This window comes from Nonomuraea gerenzanensis (assembly GCF_020215645.1).
GTDB lineage: Bacteria > Actinomycetota > Actinomycetes > Streptosporangiales > Streptosporangiaceae > Nonomuraea > Nonomuraea gerenzanensis.
Genome location: NZ_CP084058.1, coordinates 7,557,925 through 7,576,489 on the forward strand (window position 1 = coordinate 7,557,925; position 18,565 = coordinate 7,576,489).

Below are 18,565 nucleotides of genomic sequence, written 5' to 3' on the forward strand. Positions count from 1 at the left end.
TCATCTTTCCGGGGAAGATCTGGCCCGGGTCCGGGTGGCTCCGGCGGCCGATCCTCTGTGGGAGGTGCTGCTCAGCCTTCACCTGCTGGGCAGACGCCAGGGCATCGCGATGTTCGGCGGCTGGCGCAAGCAGGCACGGCAGGCGCTCGCCCCCGACCTGCGGCTGCTGTTCGCACTCGCCCCGCCCTGGGGGTACTCGGCGGACTTCCTCACTCCGCCCGGCGCGCCCGGCGACATCGACTCCGCCGTGGAGATGGTGCTCGCCACGCCACGACGGCGGCTGCGCGGCGACATCGGGCAACTGGCGGGCCGCTCCACCCCCGATCTGGCCGACCTCGGCCACGGACGGCTGCCGGCGCTGCGGCGGCTCGGCACGAGCATGAGGAGTTACCACCGCCACGCCGTCGCCCCGTACTGGAGCTCGGTCGACACCGCGGTGCGCGCGGAGCGGGCCAGGCTGGCGCGCGAGTTCCTCGGAGGCGGAGCCGAAGCGGCACTCGCGGCGCTGCGGCCGTTCGCGCTCTGGCAGCCACCGGTGCTGTCCCTGCCGCTGCACCCCGCCGACCGGGACGTCCACCTGGACGGCCGCGGCCTGGTGCTGATCCCGTCGTTCTTCTGCTACCGCGCCCCCACCACGCTGCAGGACCCCACCGGCCCGCAGGTGCTCGTCTACCCGGTCAGGCACGACCCGGCCTGGCTCACCCACGACCCGGCGCAGCCGTCACGCGCGCTGCGCAGGCTCCTGGGCGGCACCCGGGCGAGCGTGCTGGCGGCGGTGGCCGACGCCCCGGCCACCACCACCGGCCTGGCCCGCCGCACCGGCATCTCCCCGGCCTCCGCCAGCGAGCACGCCAGAACCCTGCAGAACGCCGGCCTGCTCACCGCCAGCCGCCAGGGCAACCGCGTCTACCACGTCCTGACGGAGCTGGGCGCCCGCCTGCTGCGCGGCTCGGCGCCCTCGGACTAGCCGCCGACCCGTTCCAGCTCGATGACCAGCGCCGTCGCGGGCCGCAGCGCGGGCGCGGGCAGTCCCAGCTCGCCCAGCACCGCACCCGTCAGCCGCACGGGCCCCTGATCCGGCGCGGCGGCCCACTCCGGCAGCAGCACCCGCTCGGGGACGGGCCCGGCGGCCCGCACCTCGTACACGGCCTCGGGGTCGAGCCCCGGCAGCCGCAGCGGGGCGGGCGCGATCGCGAGCCTGGAGCTGAGCTGGACGTAGGCGAACACGGCCCGCTCCGGCAGCACCACCCCGTGCAGCAGCTCCGACGGGTCAGGGTGGTCGGCGCGCACCACCCGCCCGGCGTGCAGCAGCGGCCGCAGCCGCTTGTGCAGCGCGATCCAGGTGGCCAGCTCCTCCAGCTCCTCCTGGCTCGCCGAGGTCAGGTCCCACTCCACGCCCATGTGCCCGAACAGCGCGGTCGCGGCGCGGAACGCCAGCGGCAGCGCCCGGCCGGTGACGTGGTCGCGCGGCGCGCCGACGTGGCAGCCGAGCCGCTCCGGCGGCACCAGCAGCCCCGTCCAGCGCTGGATCAGCTGCCGGTCGAGGGCGTCGTTGCTGTCGGAGGTCCACACCCGGTCGGTGCGGGCCAGGATGCCGTAGTCGACGCGGGCGCCGCCCGACGAGCACGACTCGATCTCCAGCCCGGGGCGGCGGGCGCGCAGCTCGTCCAGCAGCCGGTAGGTGGCCAGCGTCTGCGCGTGCACGCCCGGCACGCCGTCGTGCACGGGCTCGGCGATGTCGCGGTTGTGGTCCCACTTGATGTAGTCGAGCGCGTACTCGCCGACCAGCGTGTCCAGCCGCTCCAGCAGGTACGCGTACGCCTCCGGCCTGGCCAGGTCGAGCACCTGCTGGTGGCGCTGCGGCGGCGGCATCCGCTCGGCGTGCCCCAGGATCCAGTCGGGGTGCTCGCGGGCCAGGTCGGAGTCGGGGTTGACCATCTCCGGCTCGAACCAGAGGCCGAACTGCATGCCGAGCTTGCGCACCCGGTCGGCCAGCGGGTGCAGGCCGTCGGGCCAGACGCCCTCGTCCACGTACCAGTCGCCGAGGCCGGCCCGGTCGTGGCGGCGGTGGCGGAACCAGCCGTCGTCGAGCACGAACCGCTCGATCCCGGCCGCGGCGGCCTTGTCGGCCAGCTCCAGCAGCCGGTCGAGGCCGTGGTCGAAGTAGGTGGCCTCCCAGTTGTTCAGCGTGACGGGACGCACGGGCAGCGGGCGGGCCCGCAGGTGGCCGTGCAGCCGTGCGCTCGCCTCGTCCAGCCCGGCTCCGGAGTAGGCGAAGTACACCCACGGCGTGCTGTACTGCTCGCCCTCGGCCAGCACGACCTCGCCGGGTTCGAGCAGCTCGCCGCCGCCGAGCAGCGCCACGCCCTCGGCCAGCCGCTCGGCGTAGTGCACGTGGTCGCCGCTCCAGCCGGCGTGCACCGCCCACACCTCGCCGCGGCCGAACCCGAAGCCTTCGGTGCCCGCCACGAGCAGCCCGGTCGCGTCGTGCCCGGTGCGGCCCCGCCGGTTCTCCCTGGACCACACGCCCTGCCCGAACGCGCCGCGCTGCGGCACCTTCTCCAGCGCCCACCGGCCGGTGAAGTCGAGCAGCTCACCGGCCCGCGCCGGCACCGGCAGCACGCACACCAGCCCCGCCACCCGGTAGGGGGACGCGGCGGTGTTGGTCACCGTGTGCCGCGCCCGCACCAGCCCGCCGCCGTCCATGACCAGCTCGCTCACCAGCCGCAGGCCCGCCTTCGCGTCGGCGGCCGTCACGGTCGCCGACCCGCCGGAGCCCGGCTCGGCCGTCACGTCTATGCCCTCGACCGTCCAGCGCACCGGCCAGTGCTCGCCGTCCCTGCCACCGGACAGGCCGGGGCGGCCGTACCAGCCGTCACCCTGGGCGGGCAGCAACGGCGGGGCCGGGGCGGCCAGCACCGGCAGCAGGCCGGGCCCTTCGGCGGGCCCGATCCCGGCACCGAAGTGCCGTACCCGTGGCAGGCCGGGGCCGGAGTCGTCGAGCACCAGCGCGACACCGGCCGCGGAGAGGATCACAGGAGACAAGTCGGGCTCCTAACGCAGGGAGGGGGACACCTGTTCAGCGCTACGACGCTACCTCTCCGGCTTCGGCGGGGGCACGACGAGGCCCCGCCGCAGTTCCTTGCCGGCCCGCCACCTGCGCAGATGAACGGACCGCGAAGAGATCACCACGCAGCGGAACCACCGCGAGTGGCTTAAATCCCGTCGATCGTTTAGGTTAGGCTCACCTAATCTAGATCGGAGATTTCGGGGATGACCGAGCCCTTTCACATGTTCCACGTACGGGTGGACCGGCTCGAACGGCTGAGCCCGTCGTTCCTGCGGGTCACCTTCACCGGGGACGACTTGCGGCACTTCGCGGACAACGGCTTCGACCAGCGGCTCAAGCTCTTCCTCCCGGTCCCCGAGCACGGCCTGTCCTACCTGCCCACCGGCCCCGACTGGTTCCAGCGCTGGCGCGCGCTGGAGCCGGCCAAGCGCAACCCGATGCGCACCTACACCGCCAGGACGGTCCGTCCCGAGGCCGGCGAGGTGGACGTGGACGTCGTCATGCACCCCGACGGCGGCCCCGTCGCGCGGTGGGCGGAAGGTGTGCGGCCCGGCGACGCCGCCGCCCTCTTCGGCCCGCACTCCCGTTTCGAGGGCCGCCACGGCGGGCTGGAGTTCCACCCGCCCGCCGGCACGGGCTGCGTGCTCATCGCCGGCGACGAGACCGCCGTGCCCGCCATCTGCGCCATCCTGGAGCGCCTGCCCGCCCACCTGAACGGCGAGGTGCTCCTGGAGGTGCCCTACGACGACGACGCCCTGCCGGTCGACAGCCCCGCCTCGGTCAAGGTCACCTGGCTGGCCAGGAACGGCGGCGAGCGCGGCGCCCGGCTCGTGCCCGCCGTCCGCGCCGCCGCCGACCGCCTGCTCCCGTCGTCCGGCAGCACCGCGGCAGCCGCCGACTTCGTGGACGTGGACACCGAGGAGCTGTGGGAGGTGCCGCCGGAGGCGGAGATCGACTACGGGCCGATATACGCGTGGCTGGCCGGCGAGGCGTCCGTCATCAAGACGCTCCGCCGGCACCTCGTGGCCGAGCGCGGCGTGGACCGGCGCTCGGTGGCGTTCATGGGCTACTGGCGGGAGGGCCGCGCCGAGAACAACGAGTGATCACGGGCTGCGGGTCGGCGACGACGTCGTCTCCACGGCCGGGGCGCTGGGCAGCGGCGCGATCACGTTGTTGACCAGCGCGGTCGCCGCCGTCGTGGCGATGGCGATCGCCACCGCGGCCAGCGGGGCGGCCAGGGCGCGCAGCGTGCGCACGTCCCTGATCCGCCCCCACGGCTCGCCCGCCAGCCACATCAGCCGCCACTCCCACCACAGGCCCAGCCCGATGCTGACCACGGCGATGTTGCCCACCGCCACGAGCACGCCGATGAGCGGCTCCCCGGAGGTGGGCGGCATCGCGCCCGCCGGCACGACGGCGGCCATGACCAGCGTCAGCATGTACGTGGGCAGCTCGACGAGCAGCGCCGTCAGGAAGAACGCCAGGCACTTGGCGAGGGGGTGCGTGCCGCGCACCCGCGGGTAGAAGTAGCCGAACACCATGCACAGCACGGGCAGCGACAGCAGCGCCAGTGCGGCCGCGGCCACCTCGGGCACGCCGGTGTGCTGGCCGCGCACCGACTCCGCGATCCGCACCACCGAGAACGGCAGCGACAGCGCCAGCCCGACCACGAACGAGGCCACCCCGTTCTGCCAGGGGCTGCGCCCGGCCAGGGTGGTGAGCGCGAGGTCGGAGTCGAGCGGCCCGTCGCGCTCGTCGCCCGCCCGCTCCAGCGTCTGCCGCCGCTGCTCGAAGTCCTCGCCCTCCCCCGGCTGCCGCAGCAGCGCCGTCAGCGCGGCACGGGCCGAGCGCCGCTTGATCAGGTCCCGCACGAGCAGCCGGTGCTCGTCCGGGTGCACCGTGCGCAGCAGCTCGGCGCGGGGTGCCGGCAGCAGCACGAACGTGCCCGCCCACACCAGCAGCACCAGGATCCCCGTGGCGACGCCGACGCTCTGCGCCCGGGTGAGCAGCAGCACGAACACCGCCGTGTGGAAGGCCGCCTGCTCGGTGAGCCCCGCGTGGTCCCGGCCGAAGCGGCGCACCCGCACGACGAGCATCACCAGCGCCAGCAGCGGCACGGCGAAGTAGGCCACCGTCAGGGCCAGGCTGGACAGGTCGTCCCACACCAGGCCCGTCCAGGTGCTGCGCTCGTCCAGCAGGGTCAGCGCGTAGAGCGGCACGCCGAACGCGACCGACGTCACCAGCGTCCAGCGGATCGCGCTCGCCACCGACCAGTGGTGACTCGCCTCGCTCGTCCAGCCGAACACCGTGGCCGGCCACCCCAGCACCACCAGGGCCGCCCACAGGAGATGCGGCGGGCCGAACCCGGCCACCACCGCCATGGCGGCCAGCATCGCCCCGATGGCCAGCAGCGCCAGCCCGGTCCTGGGCAGAAGACGACGCCACCGGGGCACGGCTGCCGTCCATGCCGCCACCGCGACCCCCGCGGCCAGCACCCCGGCGGCGGGCCAGGCGCCGAAGGCGGCGCCCAGCGGCCACGCCGCCAGGGCGAGCCCCGCCGCCGCGGCGAACACCGCCGCGACGGTCACCGGCAGGTCGCTGTGCCCTCGCGCGGCCCGGTAGGTGGAGAACAGGGCCAGCACCGGAAGGGCCGCCAGGATCACCCATCCCGTGACCTCCTGGACCCCGTACTCGTCGACGAGCACGGGCGTGCCGGACGCGGTCACGCCCAGAGCCACCAGCGGCCAGTTGCGGCGGCGGCGCCACCACGCGCCGCCGAGGGCGCGCACGAGGGTGTAGAGCAGGAGCAGCGCGGCCGCCGCCAGGCCTGCCGCCAGCAGCGCCCGCGCGGCCCGGCCCAGGAAGGTGCTGGGGTCCGCGGCCTCCCAGAGGCCGGTGACCTGCGTCCCCTCCGTGGTGCTGCCCGGCTCCTCGTACTCGCCGTCCTCCAGGAACGCCGCCATCGCCTCGTCCTGGCCGAGGTAGCCGGCCACCGACGCGTTCCTGCCGTCCCGGACGAAGGCCACCCTCGTCGTGCGGTCACCGCCGTTCAGGCGCAGCAGGTGGGCGTCCTGCGCCAGGGGCGGCGGGCCGTCCACGCCCGCCACCGTCCAGCCGGTCGCGGAGACGGCGATCTCGTGGCTGCTCAGCGCGGGAGCGGCGCCGGCCGTGGGCGGCACGTACTCGACGCCGGCGTAGGACTCCGCGGTCGGGAGGGCCGCGCCGTAGAAGAGGCCGGTGTAGGTGATGACGGCCTCGCCCGAACCCGGCTCCGTCCTGACGACCGGCGTGGCGTAGTCCAGGTCGAGCAGGGTGTGGGACGTCTCCACGGTGAACGCGCCGAGCCGGTCCGCGACGAACCCGGACACGTTGGAGCCCCCCGCGCCCGCGCGCAGGGCCGCCACGTCGGGATCGTCGGCGGGCACCCGCACCTCGTGGACGACCTGCACCCTGGCGACGGCCCAGCCCGGATCGAGCTCGCCCACCGGCTGCTCGCCGCTCGGGTGGTCGCGCCAGTCGCCCGGCCTGGCCGGGGCGAGCGTGATCCGCGTCGTGGCGGTACGCTCCCGCGCCGCGCGGCGCTCGGCCCCGGTGATCTCCAGCTCGGCGCTGCCGAACCGGGTGCCGCACCGGGCGAACACGTGGTACCTGCCGGGGGCGAGCGCGGGGTCCAGGGCGGCGTCCGCGTGCGTGGTCGTCCCCGACGGGTCCCGCTGGAAGCCGGGGTTCCACGCGAACGCGCCCGACTGGGCGGCGGTCTCCTCGGCGGGCGCCGAGCAGACGGCGCTCAGCCGCACCGATCGCGTGCCGGGAGGCACGCGGCGCGGCTCGACCGTGATCTGGAGCGGCGCCTCCGGCTCCCCCGTTTCGGCGGATTCCGACGTGGCCCGCTCCTCCGGATGGACGGTGGGCGTCATCCGGGAGACCGTCCACAGCCCCGCGCCGAACACCAGCAGCATCGCCACCACGGCCAGCCCCCCGCGCAGCACGCCCGCGCGTGCTCCCGTCCCGGCCATCACCGCAGCTCCGGAGAGCTCCCCAGCACGGTACGCAACTCCCCCGGCCTGGGCGGCCGCACCCACGTCACGCCGGGCCCGCCGGCGGCGACCAGGCGGGGGACGACCTCGCGCAGCAGCGTCTCCGCCTCCGCGTCCGGCCGCCGGGCGCGCGCCTCCAGGTAGAGGTCGAGCACCCGGGCCAGGTCCAGCAGCAACGTGTTCGTCTCGCCCGCCTCGTCCTCCTCAGGCTCCGCCGGGGCCTCCTTGGCCGCCAGTGACTTGATCGGCGTGCCGTTGACGTGCGTGAGCGGCCTGTCGCCTGCGTCCCTGGAGTCCTGCCCGCTCTCGTCGCCGGGCACGGTGACGTGCAACGCTCCAACGCCCGCCTCGGCGGCCCACGCTCCCGGGCGGACGACCTGGCCCACCGCCGCGGCGAAGCCGGCCGTGTCCATGCCGTCCACCTCCTGCGGCAGCCAGCCGGGCCGCAGGTGCAGCACCCCGGGCCGCTCGGTGGCGGCCAGCCGCTCCAGCAGCGTCTCGACCGTCCCCTGCGGGTCGTGCAGCGCCGCGTCCCCCCGGGCCGCGAAGGCGTCGGCGAGCAGGTGCAGGGAGATGAGCCGCGGCGGCTCGTACGTGGTGAGCACGCCCTGCCCGGCGCCCACCCGCAATGCCCCGCCCGCCTCGTGGTAGGCCCGCAGGCCCTCCATGAACGCCGCCTCCGCCTCGGACGTCAGCAGCAGCTCCCACCCCCGTCTCGGCCCGGCCCCGGACGCGCCCGCGTCCTCAGCGCCCACCGGGTCCCCGCCGGAAGCCCCGTTCCGGCGGAGCCACCAGGCCACCGCGCCCACCACGGCGGCGGCCAGTACTGCGACTGCGATTAACACGATCTTGGTTCGCTTTCCCCTCGTATCCCACCAGGGCTAGCAGCGTAGTGATCGCCCCCGACAAATACCGATATTTCCACAAATTAGGATCCGAGAAGCGAGTCGCCCGCCATCAGGGAGAAGGGGTGAAGTTTCTTCTATCTGGTAACCGGAAATGTTTTCCTGAGGAATTCTCCTGTCTACCCGAATCGCAGCCGCCCTCTCGACGAGCGCGTACAGGCATGTACACTCCATTCCGGAAGCACACAGTCGCTCTATGTGACGCATGCATGACATCTGGTGCCAAAAGGGCGGGTCCGCGCTACCGACAGGATGATCCCGGCCCTGAGAGAGCGCGGAGCCGGTATGGACGCACTACACCTGACCACCAGCCGCCACGACGGCACGCTCAGGGTGAGCGTGGCCGGCGAGCTCGACATCGCCACCACCGAGGTGTTCCGCGGCCACCTGCTCGCGCTGCTGCAGGAGGCCGGCCGCGCCCGCCGCCCCGCGGAGCTGGTGATCGAGGTGAGCCGCCTGTCCTTCATCGACGCGGCCGGGCTCGGCATCCTCGTCTCCGTCCAGAACCAGGCCGTCAACCAGCACACCCGCCTGCACATCGAGGGCGTGCCACCGAGCATGCGCCGCCTGCTCCGCATCACCGGCCTGGACCGGCACCTCACCTGACCCCGGCGGCCGCGCGCCTGTAGGTTGTCACGCGTGCCTACGATTCAGGTTCCCGATCAGATACCTCTCAAGCTGGAGGACGGGTTCGAACGGATCACGCGGGAGCTGAAGCTGCCCGGTGACTTCCCGCCCGCCGTGCTCGACGAGGCCGCCTGGGTGGCCAAGGTGCCGAAGCTCGACGCCGAGGACCTGACGGACGTGCCGTTCGTGACCATCGACCCGCCCGGCTCGATGGACCTCGACCAGGCCGTGCACCTGGAGCGGCTGCGGGCCGGCTACCGCGTCTGGTACGCCATCGCCGACGTCGGCGCGTTCGTCCGCCCCGGCGGCGTGATCGACGCCGAGGCCCGCACCCGCGGCGAGACCGTCTACCTGCCGGCGGGCAAGGTGCCGCTGCACCCGCCGGTGCTGTCGGAGGGCGCGGCCAGCCTGCTGCCCGGCGCGGTGCGGCCCGCCGCGGTCTGGCGGATCGACCTCGACTCCGACAGCCGCACCGTGGGCGCCGACGTGCAGCGCGCCCTCGTCCGCAGCCGCGAGCGCTACGACTACGACTACGTGCAGGCCGTCCACGACACCGGCACCGCCGACGGCGTGCTGGAGCTGCTGGCCGAGATCGGCGAGCTGCGGCTGGCGCTGGAGCGCGAGCGCGGCGGCGTCACCCTGCCCACCCCCGACCAGGAGGTGGTCCCCGCCGACGGCGGCTACCGCCTGGAGTTCCGGCTGCCGCTGCCCGCCGAGGCGTGGAACGCGCAGATCTCACTGCTGACCGGCATGGCCGCGGCCACGATGATGCTCGACGCCGAGATCGGCGTGCTGCGCGTGCTGCCCCGGCCGCAGCCGGGCGACCTGGCCAAGGTACGCAGGGTGGCGCAGGCCCTCGACGTGCCGTGGCCGGAGGGCGCCGGGTACGGGGCCGTGGTGCACGGCCTGGATCCGAAGGCGGGGCGGCAGGCGGCGTTCCTGCACGAGTCGAAGGTGCTGCTGCGCGGCGCCGGCTACGTGAGCTTCGACGGCGCACCGCCCCGGCTGGCCGAGCACGCGGCGGTCGCGGCGCCGTACGCGCACGTCACCGCCCCGCTGCGGCGCCTCGTCGATCGCTACGCGACCGAGGTCTGCCTGGCGGTCGCCGCCGGCGAGCCGGTGCCCGCCTCCGTGCGCGCCGCGCTCCCGCTCCTGCCCGACCTCATGGCGGCCTCGGGGCGGCGCGCCGGTGCGGTGGAGCGGGCGTGCGTGGATCTGGTGGAGGCGTTCCTGCTGCGCGATCGGATCGGGCAGGCGTTCGAGGCGGTGGTGATCGACGTGGACGAGCGGCGCGGGGGCGGACAGGTGCAGCTCATGGAGCCGGCGGTGATCGCCCGCTGCGACGGGGATCTGCCGCTGGGCGAGCAGGTCACCGTACGGCTCACCCAGGCCGATCCCTCCACCCGCGAGGTCCGCTTCACCCTCGCCACCTGACCGCCCACCGCGCCACCGCCGGCGCACCCCCGCCGCCGCGCCACCGTCGGCGCACCCCCGTCGGCACCCGCCGTCCGTCGGCGCGGGCACGCGGACGGGGCGCCGTCAGAACGTCGGTGGCGGGGAGGCCGGTTTGGCGCGCATGCCCTCGCAGATCACCTCCGCCATCCGCACCGCCCCACCCCTGGCCCGCGCACGGCGCTCGGCGGCCAGGCAGCCACGCAGCAGGTCGTGCACGTCCTGCGGCGCCAGATCGGCCCGCACCGCCCCCACCCGCTGCGCCCGCGCCAGCAGCCGGGCCAGCGCGGCGGCGAAGTCGTCGGCCAGCGTGGAGCCGGGCCGCAGCGTCATCCCCGAGCCGCTCTCCAGCATGTCGCACAGCGCCTGGTTCGCGGCGGCCTGCTCGACCACCGTGGTGAACCAGCCGAAGAACGCCCGCCCCGCGTCCTCGGCGGTGGCCAGCGCTCTGGCGTCGGCCACGAACCGCTCGATCCGCCCCAGCAGCACCGCCTCGACCAGCGCCTCCTTGGTCGGGAAGTGCCGGTAGACGGTGCCGACCCCGAACCCGGCCCGGCGGGCGATCTCGTCGAAGGAGATCGTCAGCCCGTCACTGGCCAGGGCCTCCTGCGCGATCTGCAGGACCCGCTCGCGGTTGCGGCGGGCGTCGGCGCGCAGCGGCCTGGCCGCGCTGTGATCGTCGCCCATCGACCTCGACCTGCCTTCGAGACAAACGGAGAGAGCTCTCCGATTCTATCGGGCGCCTCGCCGGACATACCACCCCAACCCCGACGGCGCCCGCCCCACCTCGATGGGACGGGCACCGCCCGCGCGGGCTACGCCGGGGTCACGACGTGTCGCGAAGCGGCCCGGGAGGGCCATCAGCCCCACCCGGACGCCCTCGCGAGCCCTCCGGCCCGGACGAGCCCTCAGGCACAGCCCGGCACTCGGTCGCGTTCGGCCGAGCCGACGCCGAGGCGCGCCTGGGCGCGGGCACCGGCTCGGCGCCGACCTCCCGGCCCGGCATCGGCGAGCGGCCGGACGCCTGCACATGGTCGGGCGCCAGCGAACGCCCGGACGCCAGCGGACCGCCTGACGTCGGCGAGCCACCGGAGGCCGGTGAGAGGCCGGACGTCGGCGAGCCGCCGGAGGCCGGGCTGGACGCCAACGACCCTGCGGACACCGGCGACCCGCCCGCGACCGGCGAGCGACTGGACGCCGGCGAGCCACCCGGGACCGACGACCGGCTGCGAGCCGGCACGCCGACGCGCTTGAGCCGGATGCGCTCCTCGCGCGGCACCGGCTCCAGCACCACCACCCGCACCCTGTCCGGCAGATTCCGCAGGTCGTGCGTGATGAGCAGGGTGGTCCGCCCGGCCATGAGCCGCCGCAGCGGCCGCATCACCTGAGCGGCGGTGGCGTCGTCGAGCCCGGCCGTGGGCTCGTCGAGCACCAGCACCGGCGTGTCACGCAGGATGGCCCGCGCGATCGCCACGCGCTGCCGCTGCCCCCCGGACAGCAGGCGCCCCCGCTGCCCCACCGGCGTGTCGTACCCCTGCGGCAGCAGCTTGACGAAGTCGTGCACCCCGGCCGCCTCCGCCGCCCTGATCACCTCGTCGAGCGAGGCGCCGGGCCGGCCGTAGGCGATGTTGTCGCGTACGGACCCGGAGAACAGCATCGTCTCCTGGTGCAGGATCGTCACGTTGTCGCGCAGCGACTCCCGCGTCAGGTCCCGCAGGTCTGTGCCGTCCAGCAGGATGCGCCCCTCGTCCGGGTCGTAGAAGCGCAGCAGCAGCTTGGCCACCGTGGACTTGCCCGCCCCGCTGGGCCCGGCCAGGACCACGACCTCGCCGGGCTCGACGGCGAACGACAGGTCCCGCAGCACCGGCCGCCCGCGTCCCGGGTAGGCGAAGCCGACGCGTTCGAAGGCGACGCGGCCCCGGCTGCGGCCGGCCGGCGCGGCGTCGCGGGCGTCGGTGACCGCGGGCCCGGTCCGCAGGATCTCCACGACCCTGTCGGAGCCCGCCGCGGCCTCCGAGACCGTCATGGCCAGCTCGCCCAGCGCCTGCACGGCCGGGTAGAGCAGGGCCAGGTAGGCCGCGAAGGCGAGCAGCCCGCCGAGCGTCAGCCGGCCCGCCGCGATCTCCCACGCGCCGAACCCGAGGATGACGATCAGGCAGACGGTCTCGATGACCTGGACCACCGGGCTGTAGAGGCCGGCCAGCCAGGCCTGCGCCATGTTGGCGCGCAGCCAGCCGCGGCCCTCGCCGTGCAGCCGCCGCGACTCGGCGTCCTGCCGGTTGTAGGCCTGCACGAGCGGCTGGTTGGCCAGCCCCTCCTCCAGGACGCTGTTCATCGCGCCGTTGCTGGCCCGTTCGAGTGCGGCCGCGGATCTGAACCGGCCCGCGAACACCTTCGAGACCACCAGGAACAGCGGGATCAGCGCCATGGTCAGCAGCGCGAGGTCCCATCGGATGAAGAAGGCGGCCCCCGCGAAGAAGATCACGCCGGCGACCGTGGTGATGATCTTGACCAGCCCCGACCCGACGAGCTCCTCGATGGCCTCGATGTCGTCCGTCAGGCGGGCCATCAGGTCGCCCAGCCGCCGCTTCTCGGCGAAGTCGGGGGCGAGCGTCTGCACGTGCGCGTACACGCGGTCGCGCAGGGCCAGCAGGAAACGTTCGGCGCCCAGGGCGGTGGCGTAGGCCCCCGCGAAGGACGTCACCCCGGCGACGGCCGCGAGCCCGAGCCACCAGACGGCGGGCGCCCAGAAGGCCCCCAGGTCGCGGGTCGTCAGCACTTCGTCGGTGATGTGCCCGAACAGGCGGATCGCGGCGACTTCGCAGAGCGCGGCGAGAATGGCGAACACCACCCCGGCCGCGAACAGCTTCCGCAATCCGCGGGTGTCCGGCCAGAATTCGCGAAAGGTGCGGCGAAGGGAAATCGCCGGTGCGAGTTCACGGCCGGAGGCGCTCAAGGAGAGCCGGCGGCTGAGCCGCCGGCTCTCAACGGGGCGCTCTAGCACCCCCACCACCGGCGCCGGTGGCAGCAGTTCCACCTGCGATAGCAGCGGCGGCGGCGTCGGCAGCCCCACCCTTGCTGGTATCCGGCCTGAGACAGTTGCGTGTTCGCCATGATTCCTCCCCCGTTGGCTGAACACTGACAAATCGGACGCTAGCACCCGAAATGCGATAAATCAGCAGATATTCGCTGATTTCAAACAGTCTTGACTGGTAAAACCAGGCCGGAAAGGCACTCACGGCGAAGAAGTAAAGGCGTCCGGCGACAGGTAAAACGACAGGGAGAGGTCAAGGCGGCACAAAAGATGCTCCTGAGAACCAGTTCTCAGGAGCATCCTCGGCGGGCCGGCTCAGGTGAGCGACGAGTACGCCACCACACCCCGCCGCATCGCGTCCATCGCCTTCACCGCGGTCTGCTTGATCTTGCTGCCGGGCGGCGCCGCGTTGCCCAGCTGACCGAGCAGGTCCATCAGCTGCTTGATCCACCGTACGAAGTCACCGGCGGCCAGCTCGTTGCCGTTGACGCCCTCCATGAGCACCGCGTCCAGGCTGTGCCCCTTGGTCCAGCGGAACGCCGCCCACGCGAAGCCCAGATCCGGCTCCCTGATCGTGGACAGCCCGTGGTCGGACTCGATGCCCTCCAGCTCGCCCCACAGCCGGATCATCGCCGACAGCGCGTCCTGCGCCCGCCCCGCGGGGATCTTCGGGCGGCGGGTGTCGTCGGACGCCCGCGACTCGAACACCAGCGCCGACACGCATGCCGCCAGCTCCGCCGGGTCCAGCTCCTCCCACAGCCCCTTGCGCAGCGACTCCGCCGTCAGCAGGTCCAGCTCCGTGTAGAGCCGGCCCAGCCGCCGCCCCTCGTCGGTGACCGCCTCGCCGTCGAGATAGCCGAGCTGCTCCAGCACCGAGCAGATGCGGTCGAACGTGCGCGAGATGACATGCGAGCGCCCCTCGACCCTGCGCCGCAGCCCCTCGGTCTCCCGCAGCAGCTTGTAGTACCGCTCGGCCCAGCGCGCGTGATCCTCCCGCTCGTCGCAGCCGTGGCACGGGTGCTGCCTGATGAGCCGGCGCAGCTCGTTGATCTCGTCGTCCTCCACCGTGTGGTCGCGCGCTCTGACCGGCTTGCCCAGGTCGCGGTCACCGATCTTGGCCAGCAGCGTGGAGACCAGGTTGGCGCGCTCCTTCGGCGAGCGGCCGTTGAAGTTCTTCGGGATGCGCAGCTTCTCCAGCGGCTCCACCGGCACAGGGAAGTCGGCCGGGTCGAGCTTCTTGATCTGCTTGCCGATCGTCAGCACCAGCGGGCTCGGCCCGGTGCCGCGCGGGTTGCGGCCCGGGTCCAGCACGATCGCCAGGCCCGCCCGGCGCCCGCCAGGCACCCGGATCACGTCACCGGGCTGCAGTGCCTCCAGCGAGCGCACCGCCGCCGCCCGCCGCGCGGCGCCCCGCTGGCGCGACAGCTCCGCCTCCCGGTCCGACAGCCGCCGCCGCAGCGCCGCGTACTCGGGGAAGTCGCCCAGGTGGCACGTCATCGCCTCCTGGTAGCCCTCCAGCGCCTCCTCGTGCTTGCGCAGTTGCTTGGCCAGCCCCACGACCGCCCGATCCGCCTGGAACTGCGCGAACGACTCCTCCAGCAGCGTCCTGGCGCGCTCGCGGCCGAACTGGCCGACCAGATTCACCGCCATGTTGTACGACGGCTGGAAGCTGGACCGCAGCGGATACGTACGGGTGCCCGCCAGCCCCGCCACCGACAGCGGGTCCATGCCCTGCTGCCACAGCACCACCGCGTGACCCTCGATGTCGATGCCGCGCCGCCCGGCCCGGCCGGTGAGCTGGGTGTACTCCCCCGGCGTGAGGTCGGCGTGCGTCTCGCCGTTCCACTTGTCGAGCTTCTCGATCACCACGCTGCGGGCCGGCATGTTGATGCCCAGCGCCAGCGTCTCGGTCGCGAACACCGCCTTGACCAGCCCGCGCGTGAACAGCTCCTCCACGACCTCCTTGAAGGCCGGCAGCATGCCCGCGTGATGGGCCGCCAGCCCCCGCTCCAGGCAGTCGCGCCACTCCAGGTAACCCAGCACCGCCAGGTCCTCGTCGGGCAGGTGCGCGGTGCGCTCGTCCACGAGCTGCCTGATCTCGTGCCGCTCGCGGTCGCTGGTCAGCCGGATGCCGGCGTACAGGCACTGCTGCACCGCCGCGTCGCAGCCCGCCCGCGAGAAGATGAACGTGATCGCCGGCAGCAGCCCCTCGGAGTCCAGCTTCTCGATCACCTGCACCCGGTCCGGCGGGCGCGAGCGCTGCGGCCGGCCGTAGCCCCGCCGGCCCCGCCCCGACGTCAGCCGCTCCGCGTCGCGCGTCACCCGCATCAGCGTCGGGTTGATCCGCGGCGTCAGGTCGTCGGTCATGAACAGGTCGTAGATGCGGTTGCCGACCATCATGTGCTGCCACAGCGGCACCGGCCGGTGCTCGTCCACGATCACCGTCGTGTCGCCGCGCACCTCGCCCAGCCACTCGCCGAACTCCTCGGCGTTGCTCACCGTCGCCGACAGCGCCACCAGCCTGACCGAGTCGGGCAGGTGGATGATGACCTCCTCCCACACCGCGCCCCTGAACCGGTCGGCCAGGTAATGGACCTCGTCCATCACGGCGAAGCCCAGCCCGGCCAGCGTCGCCGAGCCGGCGTAGAGCATGTTGCGCAGCACCTCGGTCGTCATGACCACGATGGGCGCCTCGCCGTTGACGCTGTTGTCGCCCGTCAGCAGGCCGACCTTGGCGGTGCCGTACCGCTTGACCAGGTCGTTGTACTTCTGGTTCGACAGCGCCTTGATCGGCGTCGTGTAGAAGCACTTGCGGCCCTGCTCCAGAGCGAGATGGACGGCGAACTCCCCGACGACCGTCTTGCCCGAGCCCGTGGGCGCCGCCACCAGCACCCCGTCACCGGCCTCCAGGGCCCTGCAGGCGTCCAGCTGGAAGTCGTCCAGCTCGAAGTCGTAGAGACCTCGGAACGATCTGAGAGCGGCCCCGTCGTCCCCGTGCTTCTGACGGAAGGCCGCGTAGCGTTCCGCTGGCGTTGTCATACCCGTCAGCCTACCGAAATCGCCATTCCGGTCCGTCCCGCCCGTTACGGCCCGCCGCCGGCCCGTCGCGGCGGTCCTCGGGGAGCCGCCGCACGGGGCCGGCCGTCCAGCCCAGGCGCCTTTACAACGTAGATCTCATACGATGACGCGCAGCGCCCCCGGGCGGACCTCGCAGTGCACCGGCACAGCGCCCACCCGTTCGCCGTCGGCGTAGGCCACCATGTCGGCGGCCTCGATCCGGACGCTGCGCACCCGCCGCACCGACACGGCCCGGTGGGTGACGTGGCTGCCCCGGTAGACGCTCGGGAACACCCGCAGGAACTCGCCCCTGGACAGGGCGCCGATCATCACCACGTCCAGCAGCCCGTCGTCGGGCCTGGCGTCCGGGCAGACCCGCATGCCCGCCCCGTACGAGCGCGTGTTGGCCACCGCCACCAGCATGGACTCGCGCTCGATCACCTCCTCCTCGTCCAGCGTGACGCGGAACGGGACGGGACGGAACGAGCGCAGCTCCCTGGCCGTGGCGACCACGTACCTGGCCATGCCGGGCGGCCAGGTGAGCCGGTTGGCCCGCTCGTTGACGCGGGAGTCGAACCCGCAGCACGCCACCCCGGCGAACAGCTCGTCCACGGCGCCCGCGCGGATGCGCGCGGCGTCCACCGGGCGCGACTTCATCCGCAGCACGGTGGCGGCGGCGGCCACGAGGTCGTGGCGGGGCAGGTCGAGGGCGGCGGCGATGTCGTTGCCCGTGCCGGCGGGGATGATACCGAGCGGCACGTCGGTGCCGGCCACCGCCTGGACGGCCAGGTGCACCAGACCGTCGCCGCCGAAGGCCACGAGCGCGTCGGGGCGCTCGGACACGGCGGTGCAGGCACGCTCCAGCGCGTCGGTGGCGTCGTCGCCGACGATCACCGTCAGCTCGGCCCCTCCGGCACGCAGGCGGCGCGCCACGGGCTCGAGCAGGCGCAGCGTACGCCCGCCGCGCGCGGCGGGGTTGACGAGCAGGGCCAGTTGCGGCGAGGAGGACACGCCCGGAATGTATCGCCTGCCGGGCTGAACCGGAATGCCCCTTAACGCTTGTCCACCGCCGGAGGCTCCTCGTCGAGCGGCGCCGGGTCGTCGAGGGAGGCGGAGTCGTCGGCCAGCGGCGAGGCCTCGTCGTCGGACAGGTGGGAGAAGTCCTCGGTGTTGGGCAGGCGCCGCTCACGCAGGTACATGAAGCCCTCGGCCAGGAAGTACAGCAGGACCATCGGCGCGGCGAGCGCCATCATCGTCAGCGGGTCGCCGCCCGGCGTGATGATCGCGCCGAAGACGAACATGACGAAGATGACCGTACGGCGGTGCTTCTTCACCGTGGCGTGCGACAGGACGCCGATGATGTTCAGGAACACCAGCAGCAGCGGCAGCTCGAACGACACACCGAAGATCACCAGCATGATCAGCACGTAGCTGACGTACTCGTCGATCTGGATGGCCGCCACGGTGTCGGTCGGCGCGAACCCCAGCAGGATCGCCAGGCTGGTGTCCATGATGAAGTACGCCAGCGCGGTGCCGAGCAGGAACAGCGGGACCGCCAGCCCGAGGAAGGCGAAGGAGTAGCGCTTCTCGTTGCGGTAGAGCGCGGGCGTGACGAACGCCCAGATCTGGTACAGCCAGACCGGTGAGGAGACGACGATGCCGACCAGCGCCGAGACCTTCAGCGTCAGGAAGAACGACTGGAAGATGCCGCCGAAGATCAGCGTGCACTCGCCGGGACGGAGCTGACCGGCCGCCGGCGTCTCACAGAAGGGCTCCTTGATGAACGCCCACACCGGGTCGAAGACGATGAAGCCCACGACGATGCCCACCAGCACCGCGGCCAGCGCGATGACCAGGCGGTTACGCAACTCCCGCAGATGATCCATCAACGGCATGCGACCCTCGGGGTCGGGTGCCGTGTTGCTCGACCGTTTGAGCAGCGCCATCTAGCAGTCCAGGTGACGAGGAGGGATGGGGATCAGGCGTGCTTGTCCGCCTGCGGGGCGGCGCTGGCACGCAGCCTGGCGGCCTGCTCCTCGAGCTGGCGGGCCTGCTCCTCCGCGGAGAGCGCCGGCGCCGGGGCGGCCTGGATCTGCTGCGGCTGCACGGGCTGGGGCTGCGGCTGCGGCTGGGCCGGAGCCTGCGCCTGGGCCTGGACGTGGTGCTGGGTGTCCGCGTCGTCGTCGTCGCGCAGCTTGGCGGTCTCCGACTTGAAGATGCGCAGCGACCGGCCGACGCCCCGGGCCATCTCGGGCAGCTTCTTCGCCCCGAACAGCAGCACGAGAACGAGTGCGATGATCAGAAGTTCAGGAACTCCGAGGTTCGGCATGAAACGTCCTTTTGTGAGCGAGTGCCTGTTTCAGCCACGATCGTACGCTGCCTG

13 protein-coding genes are annotated in these 18,565 nt (G+C 73.2%); 4 read left to right on the forward strand and 9 right to left on the reverse strand.

Features of this window, described 5'->3' with window-relative positions; genetic code table 11:
• The first annotated feature begins 64 nt into the window (after positions 1-64).
• A complete protein-coding gene (locus LCN96_RS56825) occupies positions 65-967 on the forward strand; it encodes an ArsR/SmtB family transcription factor (protein ID WP_263657357.1) in 903 nt (300 codons plus the stop codon).
• On the opposite strand, the gene LCN96_RS35025 is transcribed toward LCN96_RS56825, so the two are convergent.
• Complete coding sequence (locus LCN96_RS35025; protein WP_225266714.1) at positions 964-3,045, reverse strand: alpha-galactosidase; 2,082 nt, start codon at positions 3,043-3,045, stop codon at positions 964-966. The genes LCN96_RS56825 and LCN96_RS35025 overlap by 4 nt on opposite strands.
• A 228-nt stretch (positions 3,046-3,273) precedes the next feature.
• Between LCN96_RS35025 and LCN96_RS35030 the strand changes: the two genes are divergently transcribed.
• The gene (locus LCN96_RS35030) at positions 3,274-4,173 is read left to right on the forward strand and encodes a siderophore-interacting protein (protein ID WP_225266715.1); all 900 of its coding nucleotides are present in this window, start codon (positions 3,274-3,276) and stop codon (positions 4,171-4,173) included.
• On the opposite strand, the gene LCN96_RS35035 is transcribed toward LCN96_RS35030, so the two are convergent.
• Positions 4,174-7,086, reverse strand: coding sequence for a hypothetical protein (locus LCN96_RS35035; protein ID WP_225266716.1), 2,913 nt, complete (start codon positions 7,084-7,086; stop codon positions 4,174-4,176).
• Positions 7,086-7,952 (reverse strand): hypothetical protein, encoded by an 867-nt coding sequence (locus tag LCN96_RS35040; RefSeq protein WP_225266717.1) that lies wholly within the window; start codon positions 7,950-7,952, stop codon positions 7,086-7,088. Before LCN96_RS35040 ends, LCN96_RS35035 begins: the two co-directional genes overlap by 1 nt.
• Positions 7,953-8,297: 345 nt before the next feature.
• Between LCN96_RS35040 and LCN96_RS35045 the strand changes: the two genes are divergently transcribed.
• Positions 8,298-8,618 (forward strand): STAS domain-containing protein, encoded by a 321-nt coding sequence (locus LCN96_RS35045; RefSeq protein ID WP_225266718.1) that lies wholly within the window; start codon positions 8,298-8,300, stop codon positions 8,616-8,618.
• A 33-nt stretch (positions 8,619-8,651) separates the two neighbouring features.
• The gene (locus LCN96_RS35050) at positions 8,652-10,073 is read left to right on the forward strand and encodes an RNB domain-containing ribonuclease (protein WP_225266719.1); all 1,422 of its coding nucleotides are present in this window, start codon (positions 8,652-8,654) and stop codon (positions 10,071-10,073) included.
• Positions 10,074-10,178: 105 nt separating this feature from the next.
• Here LCN96_RS35050 and LCN96_RS35055 read toward each other — a convergent pair whose 3' ends face one another.
• The 6 genes from LCN96_RS35055 to tatA all read right to left on the reverse strand — a co-directional run bounded on the left by LCN96_RS35055 (position 10,179) and on the right by tatA (position 18,511).
• Positions 10,179-10,778 carry a TetR/AcrR family transcriptional regulator gene (locus tag LCN96_RS35055; protein ID WP_225266720.1) on the reverse strand — a complete coding sequence of 200 codons (600 nt, stop codon included), beginning with the start codon at positions 10,776-10,778 and terminating at the stop codon, positions 10,179-10,181.
• Positions 10,779-10,917: 139 nt separating this feature from the next.
• Positions 10,918-12,966 carry an ABC transporter ATP-binding protein gene (locus LCN96_RS35060; RefSeq protein WP_225266721.1) on the reverse strand — a complete coding sequence of 683 codons (2,049 nt, stop codon included), beginning with the start codon at positions 12,964-12,966 and terminating at the stop codon, positions 10,918-10,920.
• 474 nt (positions 12,967-13,440) lie between these two features.
• Entirely contained in the window at positions 13,441-16,164 is a 2,724-nt protein-coding gene (locus LCN96_RS35065; RefSeq protein ID WP_225266722.1) for a DEAD/DEAH box helicase, read from the reverse strand.
• Positions 16,165-16,299: 135 nt separating this feature from the next.
• Entirely contained in the window at positions 16,300-17,193 is an 894-nt protein-coding gene (locus tag LCN96_RS35070) for a diacylglycerol/lipid kinase family protein (protein ID WP_225266723.1), read from the reverse strand.
• A gap of 41 nt (positions 17,194-17,234) precedes the next feature.
• Positions 17,235-18,068 (reverse strand): twin-arginine translocase subunit TatC, encoded by an 834-nt coding sequence (gene tatC, locus LCN96_RS35075; RefSeq protein ID WP_263657358.1) that lies wholly within the window; start codon positions 18,066-18,068, stop codon positions 17,235-17,237.
• A gap of 92 nt (positions 18,069-18,160) precedes the next feature.
• Positions 18,161-18,511 carry a Sec-independent protein translocase subunit TatA gene (gene tatA / locus LCN96_RS35080; protein ID WP_225266725.1) on the reverse strand — a complete coding sequence of 117 codons (351 nt, stop codon included), beginning with the start codon at positions 18,509-18,511 and terminating at the stop codon, positions 18,161-18,163.
• Positions 18,512-18,565: the final 54 nt, after the last annotated feature.

What these genes read in the sequence shown, in the direction of transcription:
- tatA (WP_225266725.1), bottom strand. Translation starts at nt 18,511, where the DNA reads ATGCCGAACCTCGGAGTTCCTGAACTTCTGATCATCGCACTCGTTCTC.
- LCN96_RS35035 (WP_225266716.1), bottom strand. Translation starts at nt 7,086, where the DNA reads ATGGCCGGGACGGGAGCACGCGCGGGCGTGCTGCGCGGGGGGCTGGCC.
- LCN96_RS35065 (WP_225266722.1), bottom strand. Translation starts at nt 16,164, where the DNA reads ATGACAACGCCAGCGGAACGCTACGCGGCCTTCCGTCAGAAGCACGGG.
- tatC (WP_263657358.1), bottom strand. Translation starts at nt 18,068, where the DNA reads ATGGATCATCTGCGGGAGTTGCGTAACCGCCTGGTCATCGCGCTGGCC.
- LCN96_RS35055 (WP_225266720.1), bottom strand. Translation starts at nt 10,778, where the DNA reads ATGGGCGACGATCACAGCGCGGCCAGGCCGCTGCGCGCCGACGCCCGC.
- LCN96_RS35030 (WP_225266715.1), top strand. Translation starts at nt 3,274, where the DNA reads ATGACCGAGCCCTTTCACATGTTCCACGTACGGGTGGACCGGCTCGAA.
- LCN96_RS35045 (WP_225266718.1), top strand. Translation starts at nt 8,298, where the DNA reads ATGGACGCACTACACCTGACCACCAGCCGCCACGACGGCACGCTCAGG.